Origin of the sequence: Mesorhizobium mediterraneum, from assembly GCF_002284565.1 — a bacterium.
GTDB classification, from domain to species: Bacteria; Pseudomonadota; Alphaproteobacteria; order Rhizobiales; family Rhizobiaceae; genus Mesorhizobium; species Mesorhizobium mediterraneum.
Window position 1 is genome coordinate 88862 of record NZ_NPKI01000050.1, and the last position, 21076, is coordinate 109937.

At 59.2% G+C, this 21076-nt stretch carries 11 protein-coding genes and 3 pseudogenes; 11 read left to right on the forward strand and 3 right to left on the reverse strand.

Going from position 1 to position 21076, the window contains the following annotated elements:
- Positions 1-51: 51 nt before the first annotated feature.
- Positions 52-1585 (forward strand): annotated as a pseudogene (gene istA / locus CIT25_RS33825) (IS21 family transposase).
- A 16-nt stretch (positions 1586-1601) separates the two neighbouring features.
- Positions 1602-2377: pseudogene (gene istB, locus CIT25_RS33830) on the forward strand (IS21-like element helper ATPase IstB).
- Positions 2378-2594: 217 nt separating this feature from the next.
- Here istB and CIT25_RS33835 read toward each other — a convergent pair.
- Positions 2595-3842: an ATP-grasp domain-containing protein gene (locus tag CIT25_RS33835; protein ID WP_095489419.1), complete on the reverse strand. Its 1248-nt coding sequence runs from the start codon at positions 3840-3842 to the stop codon at positions 2595-2597.
- Between the two features lie 405 nt (positions 3843-4247).
- On the opposite strand from CIT25_RS33835, the gene CIT25_RS33840 reads away from it, so the two are divergent.
- Positions 4248-5210 (forward strand): LysR family transcriptional regulator, encoded by a 963-nt coding sequence (locus tag CIT25_RS33840; protein ID WP_095489420.1) that lies wholly within the window; start codon positions 4248-4250, stop codon positions 5208-5210.
- Between the two features lie 124 nt (positions 5211-5334).
- On the opposite strand, the gene CIT25_RS33845 is transcribed toward CIT25_RS33840, so the two are convergent.
- A complete protein-coding gene (locus CIT25_RS33845) occupies positions 5335-5817 on the reverse strand; it encodes an Lrp/AsnC family transcriptional regulator (protein ID WP_095489421.1) in 483 nt (160 codons plus the stop codon).
- Positions 5818-6581: 764 nt separating this feature from the next.
- On the opposite strand from CIT25_RS33845, the gene CIT25_RS33850 reads away from it, so the two are divergent.
- From CIT25_RS33850 to CIT25_RS33870, 4 genes are all read left to right on the forward strand, one after another.
- Positions 6582-7454: an alpha/beta fold hydrolase gene (locus CIT25_RS33850; protein WP_095489422.1), complete on the forward strand. Its 873-nt coding sequence runs from the start codon at positions 6582-6584 to the stop codon at positions 7452-7454.
- 216 nt (positions 7455-7670) lie between these two features.
- Complete coding sequence (locus CIT25_RS33855; RefSeq protein WP_095489442.1) at positions 7671-9068, forward strand: MmgE/PrpD family protein; 1398 nt, start codon at positions 7671-7673, stop codon at positions 9066-9068.
- 593 nt (positions 9069-9661) lie between these two features.
- On the forward strand, positions 9662-11251 hold the full coding sequence (locus CIT25_RS33860; RefSeq protein ID WP_095489423.1) for an ABC transporter substrate-binding protein: 1590 nt from the start codon (positions 9662-9664) through the stop codon (positions 11249-11251).
- A gap of 613 nt (positions 11252-11864) precedes the next feature.
- Complete coding sequence (locus CIT25_RS33870) at positions 11865-13448, forward strand: ABC transporter substrate-binding protein (protein WP_095489424.1); 1584 nt, start codon at positions 11865-11867, stop codon at positions 13446-13448.
- 300 nt (positions 13449-13748) lie between these two features.
- Here the strand turns inward: CIT25_RS33870 and CIT25_RS33875 are convergent.
- Positions 13749-14690, reverse strand: a pseudogene (locus CIT25_RS33875) (IS3 family transposase); the annotation flags it as partial.
- A 324-nt stretch (positions 14691-15014) separates the two neighbouring features.
- On the opposite strand from CIT25_RS33875, the gene CIT25_RS33880 reads away from it, so the two are divergent.
- From CIT25_RS33880 to CIT25_RS33895, 4 genes are all read left to right on the forward strand, one after another.
- Positions 15015-16004: an ABC transporter permease gene (locus CIT25_RS33880; RefSeq protein ID WP_245330132.1), complete on the forward strand. Its 990-nt coding sequence runs from the start codon at positions 15015-15017 to the stop codon at positions 16002-16004.
- Entirely contained in the window at positions 16001-16855 is an 855-nt protein-coding gene (locus tag CIT25_RS33885) for an ABC transporter permease (protein WP_095489425.1), read from the forward strand. Before CIT25_RS33880 ends, CIT25_RS33885 begins: the two co-directional genes overlap by 4 nt.
- Positions 16848-18515, forward strand: coding sequence for an ABC transporter ATP-binding protein (locus CIT25_RS33890; RefSeq protein WP_095489426.1), 1668 nt, complete (start codon positions 16848-16850; stop codon positions 18513-18515). The genes CIT25_RS33885 and CIT25_RS33890 overlap by 8 nt, the downstream gene beginning before the upstream one ends.
- A 543-nt stretch (positions 18516-19058) precedes the next feature.
- The gene (locus CIT25_RS33895; RefSeq protein ID WP_158302723.1) at positions 19059-20753 is read left to right on the forward strand and encodes a CocE/NonD family hydrolase; all 1695 of its coding nucleotides are present in this window, start codon (positions 19059-19061) and stop codon (positions 20751-20753) included.
- The last annotated feature ends 323 nt before the right edge of the window (positions 20754-21076 follow it).

Consider the following 21076-nt stretch of genomic DNA (forward strand, 5'->3'; position numbering starts at 1 on the left):
GGCTGCGCCGTTCTGGCAGTTTGGCCTCTCACGATGATGTTGAGAGGGGCCATGCCGAGACGGAAGCAAGCGAGACGAACGAGCGTGAGGGACATCCAAGCGATGTTGCGCCTGACCCATGAGCAGGGTCTTTCGGTGCGTGAAGTGTCGGAACGGCTGAAGATCAGCAAGACGACAGTATCGACCTATTTGCTACGGGCGCGGGAGGCCGGGCTGTCATGCTGGCCTTTGCCGCCGCGACGCGACACTTGAGCGGCTGCTGTTTGGCCGTGCCGGTCGTCCGCCGCAAGACCTAAGCGAACCGAACTTTGCGCTGATCGCCAGGGAGTTGAAGCGCAAGGGGGTGACGCTGACGCTGTTGTGGCAGGAGTATCGCGCCGCCCACCCCGACGGCTACGGCTACACCTGGTTCTGCGAGCACTTCGCCGCTTTCGAGCGCCGGACGAGCGCGACATTCCGCAACCGGCATGCGGCGGGCGCGGTGATGCAGACGGACTATGCCGGGCAGACGGTGCCGGTGATCGATCCGGCGACCGGCATCATTTACCCGGCGCAGATTTTTGTCGCGGTGCTGGGCGCCTCCAATCTGACCTTCGCCTTTGCCAGCTCCAGCCAGAAGCTGCCGGACTGGATCGAGGGCCAGGTGCGAGCGCTCGCCTTCTTCGGCGGCGTCACCAGAGCGATCGTGTGCGACAACCTGAAGGCCGGTGTCGTCAAGGCGCTGTGGTTCGAGCCGAGGCTGAACGCGACCTTTGCCGCGATGGGCACTACGACACCACTATCCTGCCGACCCGCAGCCGCAAGCCGCGCGACAAGGCCAAGGTCGAAGGCGCGGTGCTGATGTCGAGCGCTGGATTCTGGCGCGGCTGAGGAACCGATCCTTCTTCTCGATCGCCGAGCTCAACGCCGTGATCGCCGAACTGCTCGAGGAGCTGAACAACCGGCCGATGCGCCATGTCGGCCAAAGCCGCCGCGAACTGTTCGGGGAGATCGAGCGGCTGCCTTGAAGCCGCTGCCGGCGGCACCGTTCGAATACGCCGAGTGGAAGTCGGCGAAGGTCCATCCTGACTACCATGTCGAGGTCGACAAGACGTTTTACTCGGTGCCGCACCGGCTGATCGGGCGCACCGTCGAGGTGCGGCTCACGCATCGAGTGGTCGAGATCTTCCACGATCACCAGCGTGTCGCCAGCCATGTCCGTCGCTCGCAGCGTTCCGGCCATGTCACCGTCAACGAACACATGCCCAAGGCGCACCAGCGCTACGCCAACACCACGCCGGCCAGCCTGATCAGCAGGGCGGCCAGGATCGGCCCCAACGCCGCCATCCTGGTCGAGCGCATGATGCGCGAGCGGCCGCATCCGGAACAGGGATACCGCTCGGCCATGGGCATCCTGTCGCTGGCGCCGCGCTATGGGCCGGAGCGTCTCGATGCCGCCTGCGAGCGGGCGCTGCTGATCAACGCGATCGCCTACTCCTCCGTCACCGCCATCCTCAAAGCCGGCCTCGACCGGGCCAGCTCCGCAGAACCGGCAAAGCCGACACCCCAGCACGCCAATATCCGCGGCTCCACCTATTACCAGTGAAGGAAAGGAAGAAAGAATGCTGACGAACCCCACCCTCGACCAGATGCAGGCCCTCGGTCTGGCCGGCATGGCTGCCGCCTGGCGCGAACTGGCCGACGCAACAACGCCAACGAGCTCAGCCGTGACGAGTGGCTCGGCCTGATGCTCGACCGGGAGGTCGCCATGCGGGCCGACAAGCGCGTCCGGAACCGGCTCGCCTCAGCCAGGCTGCGCTTTCCCGAAGCCTGCATCGAGGACATCGACTTTGCCGCGCCGCGCGGACTCGACCGGCGCAGCACCATGGCGCTCGCCCAGGGCGAATGGCTGAAAGCGCATGAAAACCTGATCGTCACCGGCCAGACCGGAACCGGCAAGTCGTGGCTGGCCTGCGCCTTCGGCCGGCAAGCGGCACGGCTCGATCATTCCGTGCTCTATGTGCGCGTGCCGCGCCTGTTCGAGGATTTGGCGCTCGCTCGTCTCAATGGCCGCTTCCCACGCCTCATCGACAAACTCACCCGCGCGCAACTGCTCATCCTCGATGACTTCGGAACCCACAGCCTCACCGACCAACAGCGCTTCCATCTGTTCGAAATCGTCGAGGAACGCTATCGCCGCAAATCCACCCTGATCACCGCCCAGGTCCCGGTGGCAAGATGGCATGACCTGATCGCAGACCCCACCGTCGCCGACGCCATTCTCGACCGGATCGTGCACAACGCCCACCGCATCGTGCTCCAGGGCGACAGCATGCGAAAGCAAAAGGCCGCGCCCCTCTTGACCGGCGCCGAAAACGGCGAAATCAATCATCCGTGAACGCAACAAGGCACCCAAGGACCGACGCCGCCAGACTGTCCCGACATTAGCGAAACCACTGTCAGGAATTAGCGGAACCCCTGTCCGGCTTTTGCGAAATACGCAAATAGCCAGATGATCCTCGGTGTCGTTGGTTCGTCGGTGAAGACGACATGTGAGGCAAAGTCGACCTGCGCCTGCTCGCCGGGCGGGGTCTCGAAGAATCCTATCCGCGCTCCTATGCCTTTTCCCGTTCGTCAACAGTGGGCAATGGCGTTATCGACCAACCAATTGAGGCGACGGCACGCTGGACTATCGCTTCCGTCTGAGCATAGGTGGGTGAAGCGGCGACGACATGCCCGATGCAGTCTCGGTAATCGCCTTTCCTTACGATTGGCGCCTTAGACTTAACATACAATCTTATCTCTGCGACACCTGGTAAAGCAGCTGCCCGGCCAGCGCCATCGGTCCAATCGAGGGTGCCATCGCTATCAGCAACAAGAAATCGCCCAACCGCAGTCCGCGAGTCTCTTTTGCGCAAGTTCGGTTCATCGCCGATGACAAGCTTGATGTGCTCGGTAATGAGATCGACACCGTGAGCAAGCTTAATCAGTAGAGGAGTGGGCGCACCACTAAGACGCGGATTGACTTCAATGACGACTGGGCCACGTTTGGTCAACCGGAGTTCAACACTTTTTGGCCCCCAGTCAAGGCCGAGAGCTGGCAAACAGCTGAGCGAAACATCGGCCATACGCTCATGCTCCTCATCAGTTAGCGGGGCCGGAAAAGTGCACTCTCGATAGACGAAGTGCGGTGGCGGATGGTAGTCAGCGGCGACAATCCCCACGACCTCATGTCCCATCACTGCAGCGACATACGCAGGGCCTTCTGCGAATTCTTCGACCAGCACTCTTGGCGGAGACCGCCATATGTGCCTCCCCTCCAACAGATAGGCCGTATGTTCGGCCAGCTCATCGGGGCTGCGGCACAATCGGACACCCATGCTGCCACTGCCTACGGCTGGCTTAACAATCACGGGAAGGCCGATCTCCGCGGCAGAGCTTTCTACGTCCGTCGCATTCGCTGCCAGGCGATAAGCAGGTATTGCAACGCCGGCCTCTGCGAGGAGCTGACGTTGAACGAATTTGTCGTAGCATTGTTCAATCGACGCGGGATCGGGACCCGGTAGATCAAAACACCGGCAGAGCTTACCAACTGTGGCAGAGACCGACTCGTCGTGGCCCGCAAAGCCGGTGATGCCGGCAATGCCAAATGTGGCATGCAGCCGGGAACATTCCTGGATTAGCGCATCGAGATTGTCTATATCGACACGAATTGTCTGAAGGTTTTCCGCTGCAAGATATTCGTACTGAGTCGGATCAGCCGACAGTGTAATCGGATGTAAACCAAGACGCTGAGCCGCTTGGACATAGAGCTGACCATTACCCCTATGACCTTCGATCAGGATGAGCGCTTTCCTTGCCATTGGCTGTCTCCTACGTTGTGTTCCTGCGACCTGCAGGAGCAAAAAATTGGCATCAGCCCGTTCGGCTTAGCCTGACCTCAGAAGTGAAAGTACCATCGCCGACGATTTGCGGTTGCAAAGATTGTGTATTTTTATGCGAAGGATCTGCAACGGCTGGCCTAGCGGGTAGTGTGCCGAGAGTTCGGCAATACGCTGAGGGAAGCCCCACGAATGTGACACCCGCCTTGGAATTAATCTTTCATTCTCGATTGAAGACAAGTCATGCGAGGCGTGGAGCCAGCTTGGGTCGGCCTATTGCGGGGCGGTGCGGTAGTAGCTTAGTTTCGACGTTGAGGCTTGGGCAAGGTTCAGAGCTGACACGTCTGATCGGGGTGCCAAGTCGTCTCAAGTGAGCGGGCCGAACACGTGGATAATCAGATCGAGCTTCGCGCCCTCAGGCATTTCATCCGAGTGTCCGAACTTGGCAGCATCAGCCGAGCTGCGGTCGAGTTGCGCATAGCGCAACCCGCTTTATCCAGGCAAATGCGTCGCCTGGAGGAAACGCTCGGGGTGCAATTGTTCATTCGCGATGGCCGCGGAGTGAGGTTGACGGAAACTGCCGCCAAGCTCCGCGACGAAGTTGCGAATGTCTTGCTGCGGCTAGACAACGCTTGCCTTCAAGCTCGGATCGATGAAGGGAGTCCCTCCGGCGTCATTCGCGTGGGAGTTCTGCCCAACCTGGGTCCAACCTTCATGGCGGAGCTTATTTTAGGCTGCCGTCAACAATTCCCCCGTGTTAAGCTGAAATTGATCGAGGGGTTCACCTATCAAACCGCGAACTGGATCCAGAGCAAGCAGATCGATCTAGGCTTCGCTTACGATGTCAATAGTTATCGCCATCTGAGTCCCGAATTCCTCTTCAAAGAAAAAGTTTATTTGGTTGGATCAACAAAGAATTGGCCCTTCGGTGAGAGGGTCTTGTTGTCTGAATTGGAGGGCCTTCCGCTGATTATTCCGGCGCCGCCGAGTTACACGCGGCGACGCCTGGAGGCAGCCGCACACGACCAACAGGTGGAATTGACATTCAAGTACGAGATCGACTCGATACCTCTCATTAAGCGAATGATTGCACTGGATGAAGGCTACGGGATTTTTAGTCGTGCGTGCTTGTGGGAAGATCTCGAAGGCCCGAATCTATCTGTCGCGGCGATTGAGCGGTCTTCGCTAAGCTTTGAATTGGCGCTAACAACCGCATATGGGACAATACTGCCGCCCGCCGCACGGCACATCATATCATTTGTTGAGCAGATGGTTCGACGTTATGTCGAGCTCGGGCGCTGGTCGGGCGAGTTTATCACTGGCGGCCCGAGTTCATCGACCAACTCTTGAAGTGGCTGGAGCACCGGCGGGCCGCTGGCTAACTGACTATTTTGTGATCGCCTGCAACGCACCTACTCGCGAGGTGGTTGCCGATCTTCGGAGGGCGCAGGTGTGCTACTGGCGCGCTTCCATTCTATTCGTCAATTGGTAGAGCCAATGATGCCTTAATTCGATCCATTACGACCATGGTTTTAAAGCCCTTGATATCGGGGTGCTCATGAAAAAAGCGACGGGTAAATGCCTCGTACTCGACCATATCACGCACCGAAATTGCGAGAACAAAATCGGCCTCACCTGTCACGTAATATCCGTTCATAATCTCGGGCGTGCGCCGGATCGCTTGTTTGAAACGATCGATGATGTCAGCGCGATCGCGCTCTAAAGTGATAGAGGCTAGCATGAGCATGGGCCTGCCGATCGCTTCTGGCGAGATTACAGCAACATCTGCCTGAATTACGCGCGCATCTCGAAGTCGCTTCAATCGCCGCTGGCATGCGGTTGCCGAAAGGCCTGCAAGTTCGCCCAATTCCTCTGTGGTAAGGCGATTATTACGTTGTACGGCAATGAGGAGTTTCCGATCAATTCGGTCCAAGTCTGGCGGCGGGGTATGCAACATTGGGGCTCCTCGCAGGAAAACTGCACGTTCTTGCCAATATTAGCCCAACTTCTGCGATGTGTCGCTCATACCGATTCCATATATCCGTTATGCGCTGGCTGTCTCCGGGTCGCCTGGCAGGGCGCGGACGCCCAATACGACCGCGTGACTGGGAGCGGCCCGGCTGCTACGGGTGAGGCCATCATCGCCCTCGGCGCATCGGAAGAGGCATGGTATCGATTTCTTGAGATGCGCCCGTCATCGGACCGATCCACGCCAATGGATCGAAGTTTTTTTATGTTGCCCCGATCATCTTAGATGGCAGTGGCGAAGGAGGTTACGGTGATAGGTGATGCCGTGTGATGCCTGGGCCGGAAATGGGTGGGTCGGTGCCACTTGGGCTCCTCCTCGGCTGCCTTGAGGCCGCAGTTCACAGTTGCGCTCGGCGGCTTCGACTTCCACCGCATCCTGGCGGCGCGACATCCGATGCGGTGCTGCGATGCTGTTACCCGCAAACCAGCACTACTCGCTCAGCGAATTTGCAGAACTCTAGGCAAATACGGCCAGCACAAGGACGGTGCCACAATCCAGTACCTGTTTTTCCGTTCCTTTGGTCTGTCCAGTGGAGGGACAGCGCCCCAAAAACGCCGGTTTCCTGCGCGACAAAGTAAAACTTTGCGCAGCATGGTGACCGCGGGCTTGGTAGGGTTGGGGCGCTCGCTGGCAGGCTGCAGTTTCCGCACAGCGCTTCAAGGCCTGCGGCTCGTCTTACGTCAAGGAAAAAGATGATCTCTGAACGCAGCATTTCAGTCAGTGGTATCGGGACCTCATACTATGAGAGCGGAATAGGCGAGCCTATCGTATCCCTGCACGGTGCCGGCTTCGGCGCAGACGGAAAAAGTTCCTTTGTGCGTCAGCTCAACGACCTATCCGATCAGTTCAGGGTTATCGCGGTAGATCAACTGCAGTGTGGCGGGACCGATTATCCCGCCGATCAAAAATTCGTAAATCGCCTTGGTCGTGTAGACCACGTGATTGGCTTCATCGAAGCGCTGGGGTTGAAGCAGATCACCCTCGTCGGTCATTCAGAAGGGTCATTCGTCGCCGCGCGGGTCGCGATCCTGCGTCCGGATATTGTCTCGAGGCTTGTATTGCTGACAGCCAGTTCCGTCTCTCCGGCCTATGGGGACGACCGCGACGAAACTTGGTGGCAGGCCTATACGGAAGCTTACGACAATTCCAGTCCGATGCCGAGCGAAGAGGAATACGTCGCCGCCTGGCGAAAGAGCACCCGCGCCTATGGGCAGGATGTGGAAGAGGCTAAGAGAGAGGCCTATCGGCGGGCCGCGGCGCGCGGGCAATACGAGATTCTCCAGAGCCTGCCCGAAGAAGAAACCAATCTCCGTCTGTATGTTGTGCTGCAGCAAACCCATGTGTTCCCGTACCTTGATCGGCTTCGGGCCGAGACATTGATTATCTGGTCCAAGAACGACCCCACAGTGCCGCCTGACCGCGGTATAAAGCTGGCAAAGCTGATCAAGAATTCGGATTTCCACCTGCTGAACAATGCGGGGCATGACGTCCAGATCGACCAGAGCGAAGCCGTGAACAGACTCATCCGGCACTGGACTGCTAAATCACCAACTAAGGGAAACTAGCAACTGTTCGATCCCAGGTGGCTGCGGGGGCGAATACTGCAACGCCCTTGCGCGGGTGCGCCATCTGTTTCTGAGGAAGAGATATGCAGAACAAACTGAGGGTCGCTCAATCAAAGCTGATTGGCAACGCATGCCATGGCAATCTCGACCGGGGGCAGGGGCAGTTGTACCTACATGTTTGCCGGTATTCTGTTAATTAGGGCAGGAGTTTTGACGATGGATTTGACGGCGCAACTCATCAGGCACGTTATTGAAACGCAAAAAGAGACAATACCTAAGGAGTCGATTGAACGCGCGAAACTTTCCATTCTCGACACGCTTGCCAGCGCGATCGGCGGATCGGATGACCAGATCGCGCACTTCGCTCGTCGGCTGGGCAGCTTGTCCGGCGGCAAGGCAGAATGCACCGTCTGGGTTTCTGGAGAAAAGCTTCCTGCCTGCTTGGCGGTCCTTGTCAACGCCACCACAGCTAGAGCCATCGACTTTGATGATACCTACGAGCTTTGTATCAACGGCTGCCACGCCAGCGCTTACAATGTGCCGCCGGCGCTGGCGCTCGCGGAACGCGATCCTTCGATTACCGGGAGCGAATTGCTCATCGCATTAGCGACGGCTATGGATCTGCACATGCGTCTTGCGCGTAGCGTGACGAGCCATTCTTTGAAAACCGGCCGCGATAATATTGTCGCAGTGTGGGGCACCACCGCGGTTAGCACAAAATTGCTGCGGCTCGATGAAGAGAAAACCCGTAATGCATTCGGCATCGCTTACGCCCACGCCGCCGGGGAAGTACAGATGTATGAGGAAGGCGCGCACACTGTGGCGCTGCAACAAGGATTGCGGGCGCGTTCGGGGGTGGAATCGGCCCTGTCTGCTATGGTGGGTTTCAACGGTCCGCGGGAGCCGTTCTTTGGTAAGTATGGCTTCTACAGAGCCTTCGAACCGAGCTACGACGTCGATTTGCTTATGGAGAAGCTTGGTGAGGATTATGTGAACACTGAGATCAGCTTCAAAGCTTGGCCGGCTTGCAGGGCTATGCATCCCGGGATCGATGGACTGAAGCAATTGCGCGACAAGCACGGCTTCAAGGGGGAGGATATTGTCTCACTTGAGCTCGGGGTGAACCGTCTCGTCGCTGAGAGTTATGTGGTACAGCCGCGCGACCAAAAGTGGAACCCAAAGGACCCGGTCGTCGCGCGCTTCAGCCTGCCTTACGTCATCTCTGTCGCGGCCCAACACGGCAGAGTAGGAATCAACGATTTCCGTCCGGAAGCATTTGAGGATCCGGCTGTGCGCCGCATCATGGCTGTCACGAAGATTGAAGTTGATCCAGAGATCGATCGTACTCACGGTCTGCATCAAAATTCGCCGACAGCAGTTACTGTGAAGTTAAGGGGCGGCGCAGAACATTTCATTCGGATTGACAAGCCATTCGGCCATCCGGACAATCCGGCTTCGCTCGCCGATGGCATGCGTAAACTCAAAGCTTGCGCCGAAACGTCCATGTTGCCGTTCTCCGATACACAGCTCGAGTCGATTGGGGAATTCGTCGAGGACCTTGATAGGCGGCCCACGTTGGCACCGCTATTCGAGCTGCTTGTTGGCGGTAAGTAGTCACGAACGTGCGAAATCAATGCTGGATCTCGGCCGCACTGGCTGCGCGCTTGCGATGTTGCTCGCAGACGAAGCCAAGCGCAACCGTTCGCGGCCTCAGCACGGCGTGGTCTTCGCTGGAAAAGCATATCGTATTCAGAAAGCCGCTTAACCGAAGGTCGATCGGACGGACTTGAAGGTGCTGAAGAGAGTCAACTCGACGTATACGGGGCGACGGTTGCGTGTTTGAAGCCGGCCCGCAGTCGTCTGCTACTCAAGACGTCCACCACGAAATTCATGTATCCAAGGCGACGGCTCAAGGAGTGAGCCCGTCGGCCGGCCTGGAAGGCGGCTTTACGCTTTTCCTGGTTGCCCGATCACGTCGGCTCACGTCGAATGTCCGGCGCTTACGGTTGTGATAACTCCGCTCAATTCCCCGTGTTTCAGACCGGTCATCTGGGCGATCGTGCGCGAATGACGCCTTAAACGCCGATTTCCTGCGGCGTTAGAAGGACAGTTCGTTCAATGCGGCACATTGGTGCTGGTACTGTACTCAAAATAGAGGCCGCATTGTCCGGCCCCAAGGGAACATGTCTGAAATGAGGAGCATCCAAATGTCGCAGGAACTTGACTATCTTAGCCTCCGTGTCGCTGCGGGCGGGCTGAGCCGGCGTGAATTTCTCGGCCGTGCGACGGCGCTCGGCGTGAGCGCCGCCTTCGCCAACTCGCTTCTTGCCGGCGGCGCGAAGGCGCAGGTGCCGCAAAGGGGCGGCATTCTGAAAGCCGGCCTCCAGGGCGGTGCGGCGACCGACAGCCTCGACCCAGGGGCCTTCTCAGCCTCGGTCGCGATTGCCTTCAGCAAATGTTGGGGCGAGTTGCTGATGGAACTGACCCCCGACGGTGGCGTCGAAAGCCGTCTCGCCGAGGAAGTCGGTTCGTCCAAGGACGCCAGAACCTGGACGATGAAGATCCGCAAGGGTGTCGAGTTCCACAACGGCAAGACCGTTACAGCGCAAGATGTGGTGGCGACACTTGAGCGTCACTCCGACGCGAAATCAAAATCCGGCGCGCTGGGCTTGCTAGGGACCATCGACACGATTAAGGCGAATGGCGACGAGGTCGTGGTGACGCTGAAGGGCGGCAATGCTGATTTCCCTTATATGATGACCGATTATCATCTCGTCATTCAGCCAAACGGGGGCAAGGACGATCCGGCCGCCGGCATCGGCGCCGGCCCCTACAAGGTCACGGTCAACGAGCCGGGCGTACGGCACGGGGGCGAAAGATTCAAGAACTACTGGCAGGGCGACAAGCGCGGCCATGCCGATCAGATCGAGATAACCGTCATCAACGACGCCACGGCGCGCATTTCGGCCTTGCGAAGCAACCAGGTCCACATGATCGACCGCGTAGAGCCGAAGGTCGTCGACCTGGTCAAACGTATCCCCGGCGTGACCGTCCAGAACGTTTCGGGGCGCGGCTACTATTGCTTTAACATGTTCTGCGACACGCCTCCCTTCGACAACAACGATCTCAGGATGGCGCTCAAGCTCGCCATGGACCGCGAGCAGATGCTCGACAAGATCCTGCGCGGCTACGGCTCGGTGGGTAACGACTTCCCAATCAACGAAGCCTACCCGCTATTTTCCGACGATATTGAGCAGCGGGCCTTCGATCCGGACAAAGCCAAGTTCCACTATCAGAAGTCGGGCCACAGCGGGCCAATCCTGCTCAGGACCTCCGATGTTGCCTTCCCCGGCGCCGTCGACGCCGCCCAGCTCTACCAGCAGAGCTGCACCAAAGCCGGCATCACTATCGAGGTCAAGCGCGAGCCGAGCGATGGCTACTGGTCCGAGGTCTGGTTAAAGCAGCCGTTCGCGACTTCCTTTTGGACCGGTCGCGCGACGCAGGACCAGGCTTACTCGGTCGCCTATCTGTCGACGGCGGCGTGGAATGACACGCGCTTCGCTAACGAGAAGTTCGACAAGCTTCTCATCGAGGCGCGCGCCGAACTCGACCAGGACAAGCGCAAGAACCTCTATCGCGAGATGGCCATCATCGTTCGCGACGAGGGCGGCGTGATCGCACCGTTCTTCAACCAGTTCATCGATGCGACAGGGCCGGGCGTGAAGGGATTCGTGAAGCATCCTGCGCGGGATTTTAGCAACGCCTCCGCATTGGCGGAATGCTGGCTCGAAGCCTGAACGGCGTGACTTACGGCCTGATGCCGGTTGCCCAGCGCCACGCGCTGGGCAACCGGCATCAGGATTTCGACATTAGGAGCACATGAAACGTGTCGACGCTCTCCTCGACGCTGGCCGCGTCGGCTTCATGGGTCTTGATTGAGGACGTGGGCCTCATCCTGTAGCCACGGACGGCCTAGATCCGCATGAGCTCAGCAGTCCGCGCTTAAACCGACCGGGTCACTGCGCCGCGCTGTGGCGCGGCTCAAGTGGCCGGCACCTCGACGCGCGAAGCCGCGTTTCCTAAGAGTCCGGCGGGGTTGGCTGCCACACCTTCAACGCGCGCGCTGCGGAGGCACAGGACCGCACGCCCGCCATTCGAATGTGACCGAGAAGCGCGGGCGGGTCATCTAGGTAGGGTCATGATCACGTCGTGCCCTGCTGAACACTCCCCCTTCGAGCGGCAAGGTCATGTGACGGATCCTGCGCGATTGGGGGCCAAAACGCCGATTTCGTGCTCGGACAGACGAGCGATACATGCAAAGCGACACATTGATGCTGGTACCAATGGTACTCTAAATAGTGGCCGCGTCGTCCGGCCCTAAGGGAACGCATATTACCGAGGAGCATCCAAATGTCGCAGGAACTCGATTATCTCAGCCTCCGCGTCGCTGCGGGCCGGCTGAGCCGGCGTGAATTTCTTGGCCGCGCAACGGCGCTCGGCGTCTCGGCGACGTTTGCGAATTCGCTCCTTACTAGCGCTGCGCGAGCGGAGGGACCCGTACGCGGCGGTATCCTTAAGGGCGGCCTTTCTGGAGGTAGCGCGACCGATAGTCTCGATCCGGCGACGTTCTCGACTTTGTCATCGATTTTCGGCGCCTGCTGGGGCGAGTATCTCGTTGCGATGGTGCCAGACGGCGGACTGGAGAACCGCATAGCTGAAAGCGTTGAGGCCAGCAAGGACGCCAAAACCTGGACGATGAAGATCCGCAAGGGGCTCGAGTTCCACAACGGCAAGGCCGTGACAGCGAAGGATGTGGCGGCGACTCTCGAGCGTCACTCTGACCCGAAGTCGAAGTCCGGCGCGCTCGGCGTGCTGAAGAGCATCGACACCATCAACGCGAATGGTGACGAAGTGGTCGTAACGTTGAAGGATGCCAATGCTGACTTCCCTTACCTTATGACCGACTATCACCTCATTATACAGCCGAATGGGGGGAAGGACAATCCAGCCGAAGGCATCAGCGCTGGGCCGTACAAGGCGAGCGTCAACGAGCCCGGCGTTCGGTACGGCGGCGAGCGTTTCGCCAATTTCTGGCAGCCAGATAAGATGGGTTTTGCCGACCAGGTTGAGCTCCTCGCCATCAATGACGCGACGGCTCGTATCTCCGCGCTGCAGGCCGGCCAGGTGCATATAATCGACAAGGTCGAGCCCAAGGTCATCGATCTAATCAAGCGGGCGCCCAACTTGAAAGTGGAGGCCGTCTCGGGTCCCGGCTACTATTGCTTCAACATGTTCTGCGACACCGCGCCCTTCGACAACAACGATCTGAGAATGGCATTAAAGCTTGCAATCGACCGTCAGGAGATGCTCGATAAAATCCTGCGCGGCTACGGCACGCTCGGCAATGACTTCCCGGTCAACAACGCATACAGCCTGTTTCCTGAAGACATCCCCCAGCGCGAATTCGATACCGACCAAGCCAAGCATTATTACAAAAAATCTGGTCACAACGGCCCAATCCTCCTTCGGGTCGCCAACGCCGGCTTCCCTGGAGCGGTCGATGCTGCACAACTCTACCAGCAGAGCTGTGCCAAAGCCGGCATCGCCCTTGAGATCCAGCGCGTGCCAGACGACGGCTTCTGGTCGGAGGTCTGGAACAAACAACCCTTCTGCAATACTTACTGGTCAGGCCGAGCGACGCAGGACCAGATGTACTCGACCACGTATCTGTCAACGGCCGAATGGAACGACACCCACTTCTCTAACGAGAAGTTCGACAAGCTTCTCATCGAAGCGCGCGCTGAACTCGATCAGGATAAGCGGAAGAACCTCTATCGCGAGATAGCCATCATTGTTCGCGATGAGGGAGGCGTGATCGTGCCAATGTTCAACCAGGCCGTCGACGCTATTTCCGACAAGGTTGGCGGCTATGTCGCTTGGCACGACGCTCTGATGAACAGCTTGGCTTTTACCAAATGCTGGCTAAAGGCCTAGTTCGTCGGCGTCGTTAACCTTCAGCTCGGACGCTATCCGGCAACTCTCTCATCGGTTAGGCATAGTTCGCATGATCCGAACAGGGACAGCTCATAGGATCTTGTTGGTGACGCGATGTAGGTGACCCCCGTCGCCGAGCTGCTTGTTGGGGATAAGCGCGCCAATTACCCTCACGTTCGAGGGCCGCTATTCCCATCCCGCGATGCCCCGCCGCAAGGCAGGTAGCGTGCTCAATATCGGCATTACAGTGGCGAAGCGGTTGCCGCGGAGTGGCCTGCTGCCGGTTTTTCGGACACGAGGTTAAGCTAGCATAGCTTGTTCCTCGAACTCGACGGGGCTCAGGTAGCCTAGCATCGAGTGCCTTCGCCGAGGGTTATAGAAGCGCTCGATGTAATCGAACACATCCGCCCTGGCGTCATCCCTCATCCTGTAGACCTTGCGGGCTGTCCGCTCGGTCTTGAGCGACGAGAAGAAGCTCTCCATCGCAGCGTTGTTCCAGACGTTGCCCGACCGGCTCATTGAACAGGTGATGCCGTGGTCGGCCATCAGTCGCTGGAACTGCTCGCTCGTATATTGCGATCCTTGGTCGGAGTGGTGCAGCAGGCTGTCCGGCTTGCCTCTCCTCCAGATCGCCATGATGAGAGCGTCGGTGACGAGCTGCGCCGTCATCTCGGCCTTCATCGCCCAGCCGACGACACGCCTGGAGAACAGATCAACGACGGCGGCAACGTAGAGCCATCCTTCGGCGGTCCAGATGTAGGTGAAGTCCGCAATCCACTTCTGGTTCGGGGCCGATGCCTCGAAGGCGCGGTCGAGTAGGTTCTCCGACACCGCCGCTCGCTCTCCGGTGTCCTTCGGCAGTCCGCGGCGCCGAGGCCGGACCCGCAGCCCGTTCTCCCGCATCAGCCGTTCGATGCGATGCAGTCCGCAGGAAAGCCCCTCTGCCAGAACGTCGTGCCAGACCCGACGCGCGCCGTAAGTGCGGTCGCTGCTCTTGAAGCTTCGGTCGATCCTGGAAACGAGGATCTCATCATGCCGGGAGCGAACGCTGGGGCTGCGGTTGAGCCAGGCATGGAAGCCCGAGCGGGACACATCCAGCGCACTGCACGCCATGCCACGGCCAGATGCCCCGGTGCCTCGCGATGAAAGCGAACCTCATGTCACTTCCCTCGCGAAGTAGGCTGCGGCCTTTTTTAGGATGTCGCGCTCCGCCTTCAGCTTCGCGACTTCCTTGCGCAGCCTGGCGCCCTGAGACTCGATGGCCCTCGTTATAGGGTGCCTGCAGCCACTGCTGTTGATGGCCATAAGGCGAGGATTTGTCACCCCCCGTTAGTCGTCGCCTTTTGGTCGTGGGCAGCGAGTAAACGGCGGTTTCCTGCGTCGGTAAAGGCAAATTAGCGCGTTTCGCGCTCATTTAGGTTGATACGTTCACCATACGCGGCCGCCTTGTCGGCCTTAGGGGAACAGTAGTGAGGAACGTCTCATGTCACTTAAACTCGACTATCTCAACCGCCGTGGCCATGGCGGCGAGCACACCAATCCCATGAATGACTCCGCGCTATCCAAATGCTGGCTGACGGCGTAATGCGGTTGTCGACGATGTCCCCCATTGTAAGACTGATCACCCAGCGCATCACGCTTGGAATCCTGCTCCTTTTCCTTGTCTCGATTCTAATCTTTGCCGGCACGCAGATCCTGCCAGGCGACGTCTCGCAAGCCATTCTCGGCCAGTCTGCGACCCCGGAAGCGCTCGCCAACCTGCGGGCCGAGCTGGGCCTTAACGATCCAGCGTACATCCGCTATTTCCGCTGGTTGGGCGGTGTGCTGACTGGCGATCTCGGCACCGCGCTCACTTCGCGACAGGAGATTACCGCGACGTTGTTGCCCCGGCTGTGGAATACACTCTTTCTGGCCTTCTGCGCGGCGACTGTGGCTGTCCCGCTCGCTATCATCCTCGGGCTGCTGGCGGTGCGCTATCGCAACGGCGTAATTGACAAGCTGATCTCCGGCTTCGCGCTTACCTCAACCTCGCTTCCCGAATTCTTCATCGGCTACCTCCTGGTTTATTTCTTCGCCGTGAAGCTGCAGTGGCTTCCGGGTATCTCCACTGTCTACGTTGGCATGCCGTTCCTGGAGCGCATGGAGGCCATCGCCCTCCCTGCGACGGTGCTCACGCTCGTCGTGCTCGCCCACATGATGCGTATGACGCGCGCCGCGATCCTGAACGTCATGCAGTCGGCCTATATAGAGACGGCCGAGCTCAAGGGGCTGCGGCAGATCGAGATTATCCGTCGCCATGCATTCCCGAACGCCATCGCGCCGGTGATCAATGTGGTAATGCTCAACCTAGCCTTCCTGATCGTCGGCGTCGTCGTCGTCGAGGTGATCTTCGTTTACCCCGGCATGGGGCAGTATCTTGTTGACCATGTCTCGAAGCGCGACGTGCCGGTCGTGCAGGCCGTCGGCCTGATCTTCGCGGCCGTTTATATTGGCCTGAACATCATCGCTGACGTCGCCGCAATCATCGCCAACCCGCGGCTGAGGCATCCCAAATGAGCGTCTCGTCAGCCCCACTCGCCAAAGGCCGGCGTCGCATACCCATCGGTGCCGCGATCGGCCTGTTCTTCATCGGATTGTTCCTCTTCGCGGCGACTTTCGCGCCGCTGATCTCACCGCATCCACTGGGCGAGATCGTCGGGGACGTTTGGATGCCCATGTCCGGCGAGCACTGGTTCGGCACTGACAATCTCGGAAGGGATCTGCTCTCGCGCATGATTTATGGCGCTCGCACTACGATCTTGATAGCGGCCGCCGCTACCGCGCTTTCCTTTACGCTTGGGTCGATACTCGGCTTCACCGCAGCCGTCGTCGGTGGCTGGTTCGACATGACGATGTCGCGGTTCGTGGATCTGTTGATGTCGATCCCGACGCTGATCTTCGGTCTTGTCGTGCTGTCGGTGCTCCCATCCAACGTGGTGACACTGATATTAGTCATGGGTACATTGGACTCTACCCGCGTTTACCGGCTGTCACGCGCGGTCGCCGCCGACATCAACGCAATGGACTTCGTCGAGGCGGCCAAATTGCGGGGCGAAGACCGCGCCTGGATCATTTTCCGCGAGATTTTGCCCAATGCGCTGTCGCCGCTAGTCTCCGAACTCGGCCTGCGCTTCATCTTCGCCGTGCTCTTCCTGTCTGCCCTGTCCTTCCTTGGGCTTGGTGTGCAGCCGCCACAAGCCGACTGGGGCGGAATGGTGAAAGAGAACAAAGATGGCATTGTTTTCGGTATTTCCGCTGCCCTTATCCCAGCCGGCGCCATCGCAGCACTCGCCATCTCAGTCAATCTCGTCGCGGATTGGATCCTTAACCGGACCACCTCTCTCAGGGGAGGGCGCGGCAATGCCTAAGGCGGCAATGAAACGACCTCATGACGAAAGCTGCTCGTTGCTCGAAATCAGGAAACTGCGGATCGAAGCAACCTCCTACTCGCCGGGGGGCGATCCGCAGAATACCGTCATTGTGGACGACGTTTCGCTAAAGCTGGAGAAAGGCCGCGTCTTGGGCCTGATCGGCGAGTCCGGCGCCGGCAAATCGACTATTGGTTTGGCCTCGATGGGATATGGGCGAGGCGGCGTGCGCATCACCGGGGGCGAAGTCCTCCTCAACGGGCGCAACATTCTAGCACGGGGCGTCCAGGGATTGCGCAAAGTGCGCGGCAACAAGGTCTGTTATGTCGCGCAGTCGGCTGCCGCAGCGTTCAACCCGGCACTTCGTTTGATGGAGCAAGTCATAGAGTCCGCGTTGCTGCACCGTATCGCGACCCGAGCCGAAGCGGAGACGCGCGCCATAGCACTGTTCAAAAAGCTCGGCCTCCCCAACCCGGAAACCATCGGCCGTCGTTACCCGCACCAGGTTTCGGGCGGTCAATTGCAGCGCGTCATGACAGCCATGGCGCTATGCTCCGAGCCCGACCTTATCGTCTTTGACGAGCCCACCACGGCGCTCGACGTGACGACACAGATCGATGTGCTCGCTGCAATAAAGGATGCGATCCGTGATACTGGCGTCGCGGCCCTTTATATTACGCATGACCTTTCGGTCGTTGCCCAAGTCTCGGACGAGATCATGGTGCTTCGCCACGGCAAAATGGTCGAGCATGGCGAGACGCGGCAGATCATCGAGGCACCGCGGACGGAGTACACCAAGGCGCTGGTGTCGGTACGTTCGATCGAGCATCAGGAAAAGAGGCCGGCAGCCTGTCCGGTGCTCGAGGTGAGGAATATCACCGCGGCTTACGGCGGTCATGTAAAGGTGCTGCAGGAAGTTTCAATCGAGGTCCATCCCGGTCAGACGCTGGCCGTGGTGGGCGAGTCCGGCTCGGGTAAGTCCACGCTTGCGCGCGCCATCACCGGTCTGCTGCCGCCCACATCCGGCATGATCACCTTTGCCGGCCGCACGCTCACGCCGAGGCTTGCGGAGCGCTCGACGGACGATCTGCGCGAACTGCAACTGATTTACCAAATGGCTGACGTGGCGATGAATCCGCGCCAGACAGTTGGCACCATTATCGGCCGTCCGCTCGAATTCTATTTCGGGATGCGCGGTCGTGAGCGCGATCATCGCGTGGCGGAACTGCTCGACGAGATCGAGATGGGCAAGGGTTTCGTCGATCGCTATCCTGCCGAACTCTCGGGCGGCCAGAAACAGCGCGTCTGTATCGCTCGCGCGCTCGCCGCCAGGCCGAAACTTATCATCTGCGACGAGGTGACCAGCGCTCTCGACCCGCTCGTGGCTGATGGCATCCTCAAGCTGCTGCTGCGTCTGCAGAAGATCGAGGACGTAGCGTATCTGTTCATAACCCACGATCTCGCGACGGTAAAGGCGATCGCCGATTCCATCGCAGTGATGTATCAAGGAAGGGTCGTGCGCTATGGCTCCAAGACCGAAGTGCTCACCCCGCCGTTCGACGCATATACTGACCTTCTGCTCTCTTCAGTTCCCGAGATGGAGCTTGGCTGGTTGGAAAGCGCCATAAAGGGGCGCCGCATGGCAAGCGGGGGGAACTGATCTCTGGCCGCACCATATTGGCGTTGAACGCACTCCGGCGTGTTGAGGAGAGGCCAGGTAGGCGGCGGGAATTCTCGACTTGGCAGCGAATTCCAGGCAGGTCACCCGACTGGGGCAGGCAAGAGCGCCTGCCGGCGCACGCTGATCGGGGTGAATCCCCAGCTCGCTACCCAAGCTCCCAAATCGACCAAAGACGTAACGCGACGCTTTTTTCCTCTCTGGCTTTCCCAAATGCAGCCCACTGAGATGGACGATTTAACTTCCGAACGATGGTGAAGCCCGAATGCGAGAACGTCGTCCCGTGTGTCCGTGGCGGAGACGCGCCCGGCCGTAGGAAAACACCGATCTACTGCATCAATAACGTATGGTCGAAGTACGAACGCATAGTAGCAGCAGTCGAGGCGGTCACTCCGCTGTGTAAATGCCAGCTGACGCGAGCAGCTTCTTGTGGAGAGCCAAATAATGACTTGTTGCGAGCACCATATGTCGAAACCTTTAGAACCCCGTTATGAAGTGGTTCTACAAACTGGGTTGCGAGTTCCTATGCGCGACGGCGTGGAACTTGCGACGGATGTCTACCGCCCTCTCGGGTACACGGGCAAACTCGCTTCGATTTTGATCCGAACGAAGTACGGCAAGGCCGCATATCGTCTGCCCGAACCCACACGCCCTGTAGCCATGATGTTCGCGGCTCAGGGTTACGCCGTGGTTGTGCAGGAACTTCGTGGGCTCTTTGATTCTGGCGGACATTTCGCGCTCCTCGAGCATGACGCGAAGGACGGCTACGATACTCTCTCCTGGATCGCCTCCCAGCCATGGTCGACGGGGCGGGTCGGCACGTACGGATGCTCCGCGCTCGGAATCACCCAGGTGCTTACCGCTCAGCTATGCCATCCCGCTCATCGCTGTGCGATCATAGAGGGGGCGGGCGGCGCGCTATCTGGCGATCGACAGCGACTGGGGGATTTGCGCCTTTGCGGGTCGCGTCTTGGCGGCGCGCTAGAGTTGAGCATGTGGGTACCCCACTTCCATCAGAGCCATGGCAAGGATCGTTCCCGGCCGCAAGCGAAGGCCGACGAAGAGTACCAGCGCGCATTCGCAACGCTGCCGATCATCGACATCCTCAAGATCATCGGGTCACCGCCCACGGATTGGGAGGACTGGGTTTCACGGGACCCTGGGGATCCCTGGTTCGACAGGTTTGGTTTCCTTCGCGAGGACTCGGCAATTGACCTCCCAGCCCTATTTGTGAACTCGTGGTATGACGTCGGTGCCGCCGACGCACTCTACACGCGGCGCCTCTTCAGCGCTCGGGGGACGAGCGCTGCGGCTCGTGATCACCAGCACATCATTCTCTCGCCAGCCACCCACTGCAAGACCGCGACACTTGAGGCCCCGACAGTCATCGGTGAGCGTGAGTTGGGCGATGCACGCTTGGATTGCTGGCAAATCTACCTGGACTGGTTCGACGGTTGGCTGAAGGAAATGCCCAACCGCATCGAGGCGATGCCCCGCGTCCGATACTATGTCATGGGTCGCAACGAGTGGCGTGCGGCTTCAGAATGGCCACCTGCCGGTGTGGAACTACAGCGTTGGTTCTTGCGAAGCGGTGGAAATTCCAACACTCGCCTCGGCGATGGCGCACTTGAACTCAACCCACCTGCCGAGGACGAGCCAGCCGATAGTTTTGTCTATGACCCTGGCAATCCGGTGCCGTTTTTGGGGGTTCATGGCGGAAACTCAAGGGGGACGACGATGGGCCCTCGTGACTATCAGGAAGTAGAACTCCGCCAGGACGTTCTGTGTTTTACGTCTGACCTCCTTGAAGAGGGAGTTGAAGTCAGCGGTTTCGTCAAAGCCGTCCTTTTCGTCTCATCTTCCGCCCCGGATACAGACTTTGTGACCAGACTACTTGACGTGCATCCGGACGGGCGTGCCGTTGACGTCGTCGACGGGATACTGCGCGTTCGGTTTCGCGAAGGCTTCGACCGGTCAGTTCTGATGGAGCCGGGCAACGTCTACCAAGTACAGGTTGACCTGGATGCCACGAGCAACTGGTTCCCGCCCGGTCATCGAATTCGGCTCGAGATATCCAGCTCCTCGTTTCCTCGCTTCGATCGAAATCTGAATACGGGCGGCAACAATTGGGACGAAACGAAGTGGGAAGTCGCCCACAACAGCGTGCATCACTGCGAAGAGTTCCCCTCGTATGTTCTGCTGCCTATCGCGGCCGCCTGACCCTCGCGCTGTAGGGAATCGAACTCCGCTGAGAGTCTTCTAAGATGAGCGGTCGGACTGGCACTCACGCAACGGCGATTCGAAAGCCGTGCTCCTGGAACGAGGGTCGGTTGCAGTGGTGAACTGACATTCTGCTTTGCTCGCGCCGGGTAGCTGGGACGCGCCGCTCGGCGGCGTGATGGTGCAATGTGAGCCGGCGCAATCAACAGCAGCAGTCTATTCGGCCGAAGCGCATTCGCCGGGAAATCATTGCTTCACGTTAATCAAGCCATGTAGGGCAGATCAGGCGCATAGCTCAGGATCATTGGCGTTGCTTGCGTCCT

What these genes read in the sequence shown, in the direction of transcription:
- CIT25_RS33835 (WP_095489419.1), bottom strand. Translation starts at nt 3,842, where the DNA reads ATGGCAAGGAAAGCGCTCATCCTGATCGAAGGTCATAGGGGTAATGGT.
- CIT25_RS33845 (WP_095489421.1), bottom strand. Translation starts at nt 5,817, where the DNA reads ATGTTGCATACCCCGCCGCCAGACTTGGACCGAATTGATCGGAAACTC.
- CIT25_RS33850 (WP_095489422.1), top strand. Translation starts at nt 6,582, where the DNA reads ATGATCTCTGAACGCAGCATTTCAGTCAGTGGTATCGGGACCTCATAC.
- CIT25_RS33855 (WP_095489442.1), top strand. Translation starts at nt 7,671, where the DNA reads ATGGATTTGACGGCGCAACTCATCAGGCACGTTATTGAAACGCAAAAA.
- CIT25_RS33860 (WP_095489423.1), top strand. Translation starts at nt 9,662, where the DNA reads ATGTCGCAGGAACTTGACTATCTTAGCCTCCGTGTCGCTGCGGGCGGG.
- CIT25_RS33870 (WP_095489424.1), top strand. Translation starts at nt 11,865, where the DNA reads ATGTCGCAGGAACTCGATTATCTCAGCCTCCGCGTCGCTGCGGGCCGG.
- CIT25_RS33880 (WP_245330132.1), top strand. Translation starts at nt 15,015, where the DNA reads ATGCTGGCTGACGGCGTAATGCGGTTGTCGACGATGTCCCCCATTGTA.
- CIT25_RS33885 (WP_095489425.1), top strand. Translation starts at nt 16,001, where the DNA reads ATGAGCGTCTCGTCAGCCCCACTCGCCAAAGGCCGGCGTCGCATACCC.
- CIT25_RS33890 (WP_095489426.1), top strand. Translation starts at nt 16,848, where the DNA reads ATGCCTAAGGCGGCAATGAAACGACCTCATGACGAAAGCTGCTCGTTG.
- CIT25_RS33895 (WP_158302723.1), top strand. Translation starts at nt 19,059, where the DNA reads ATGCGCGACGGCGTGGAACTTGCGACGGATGTCTACCGCCCTCTCGGG.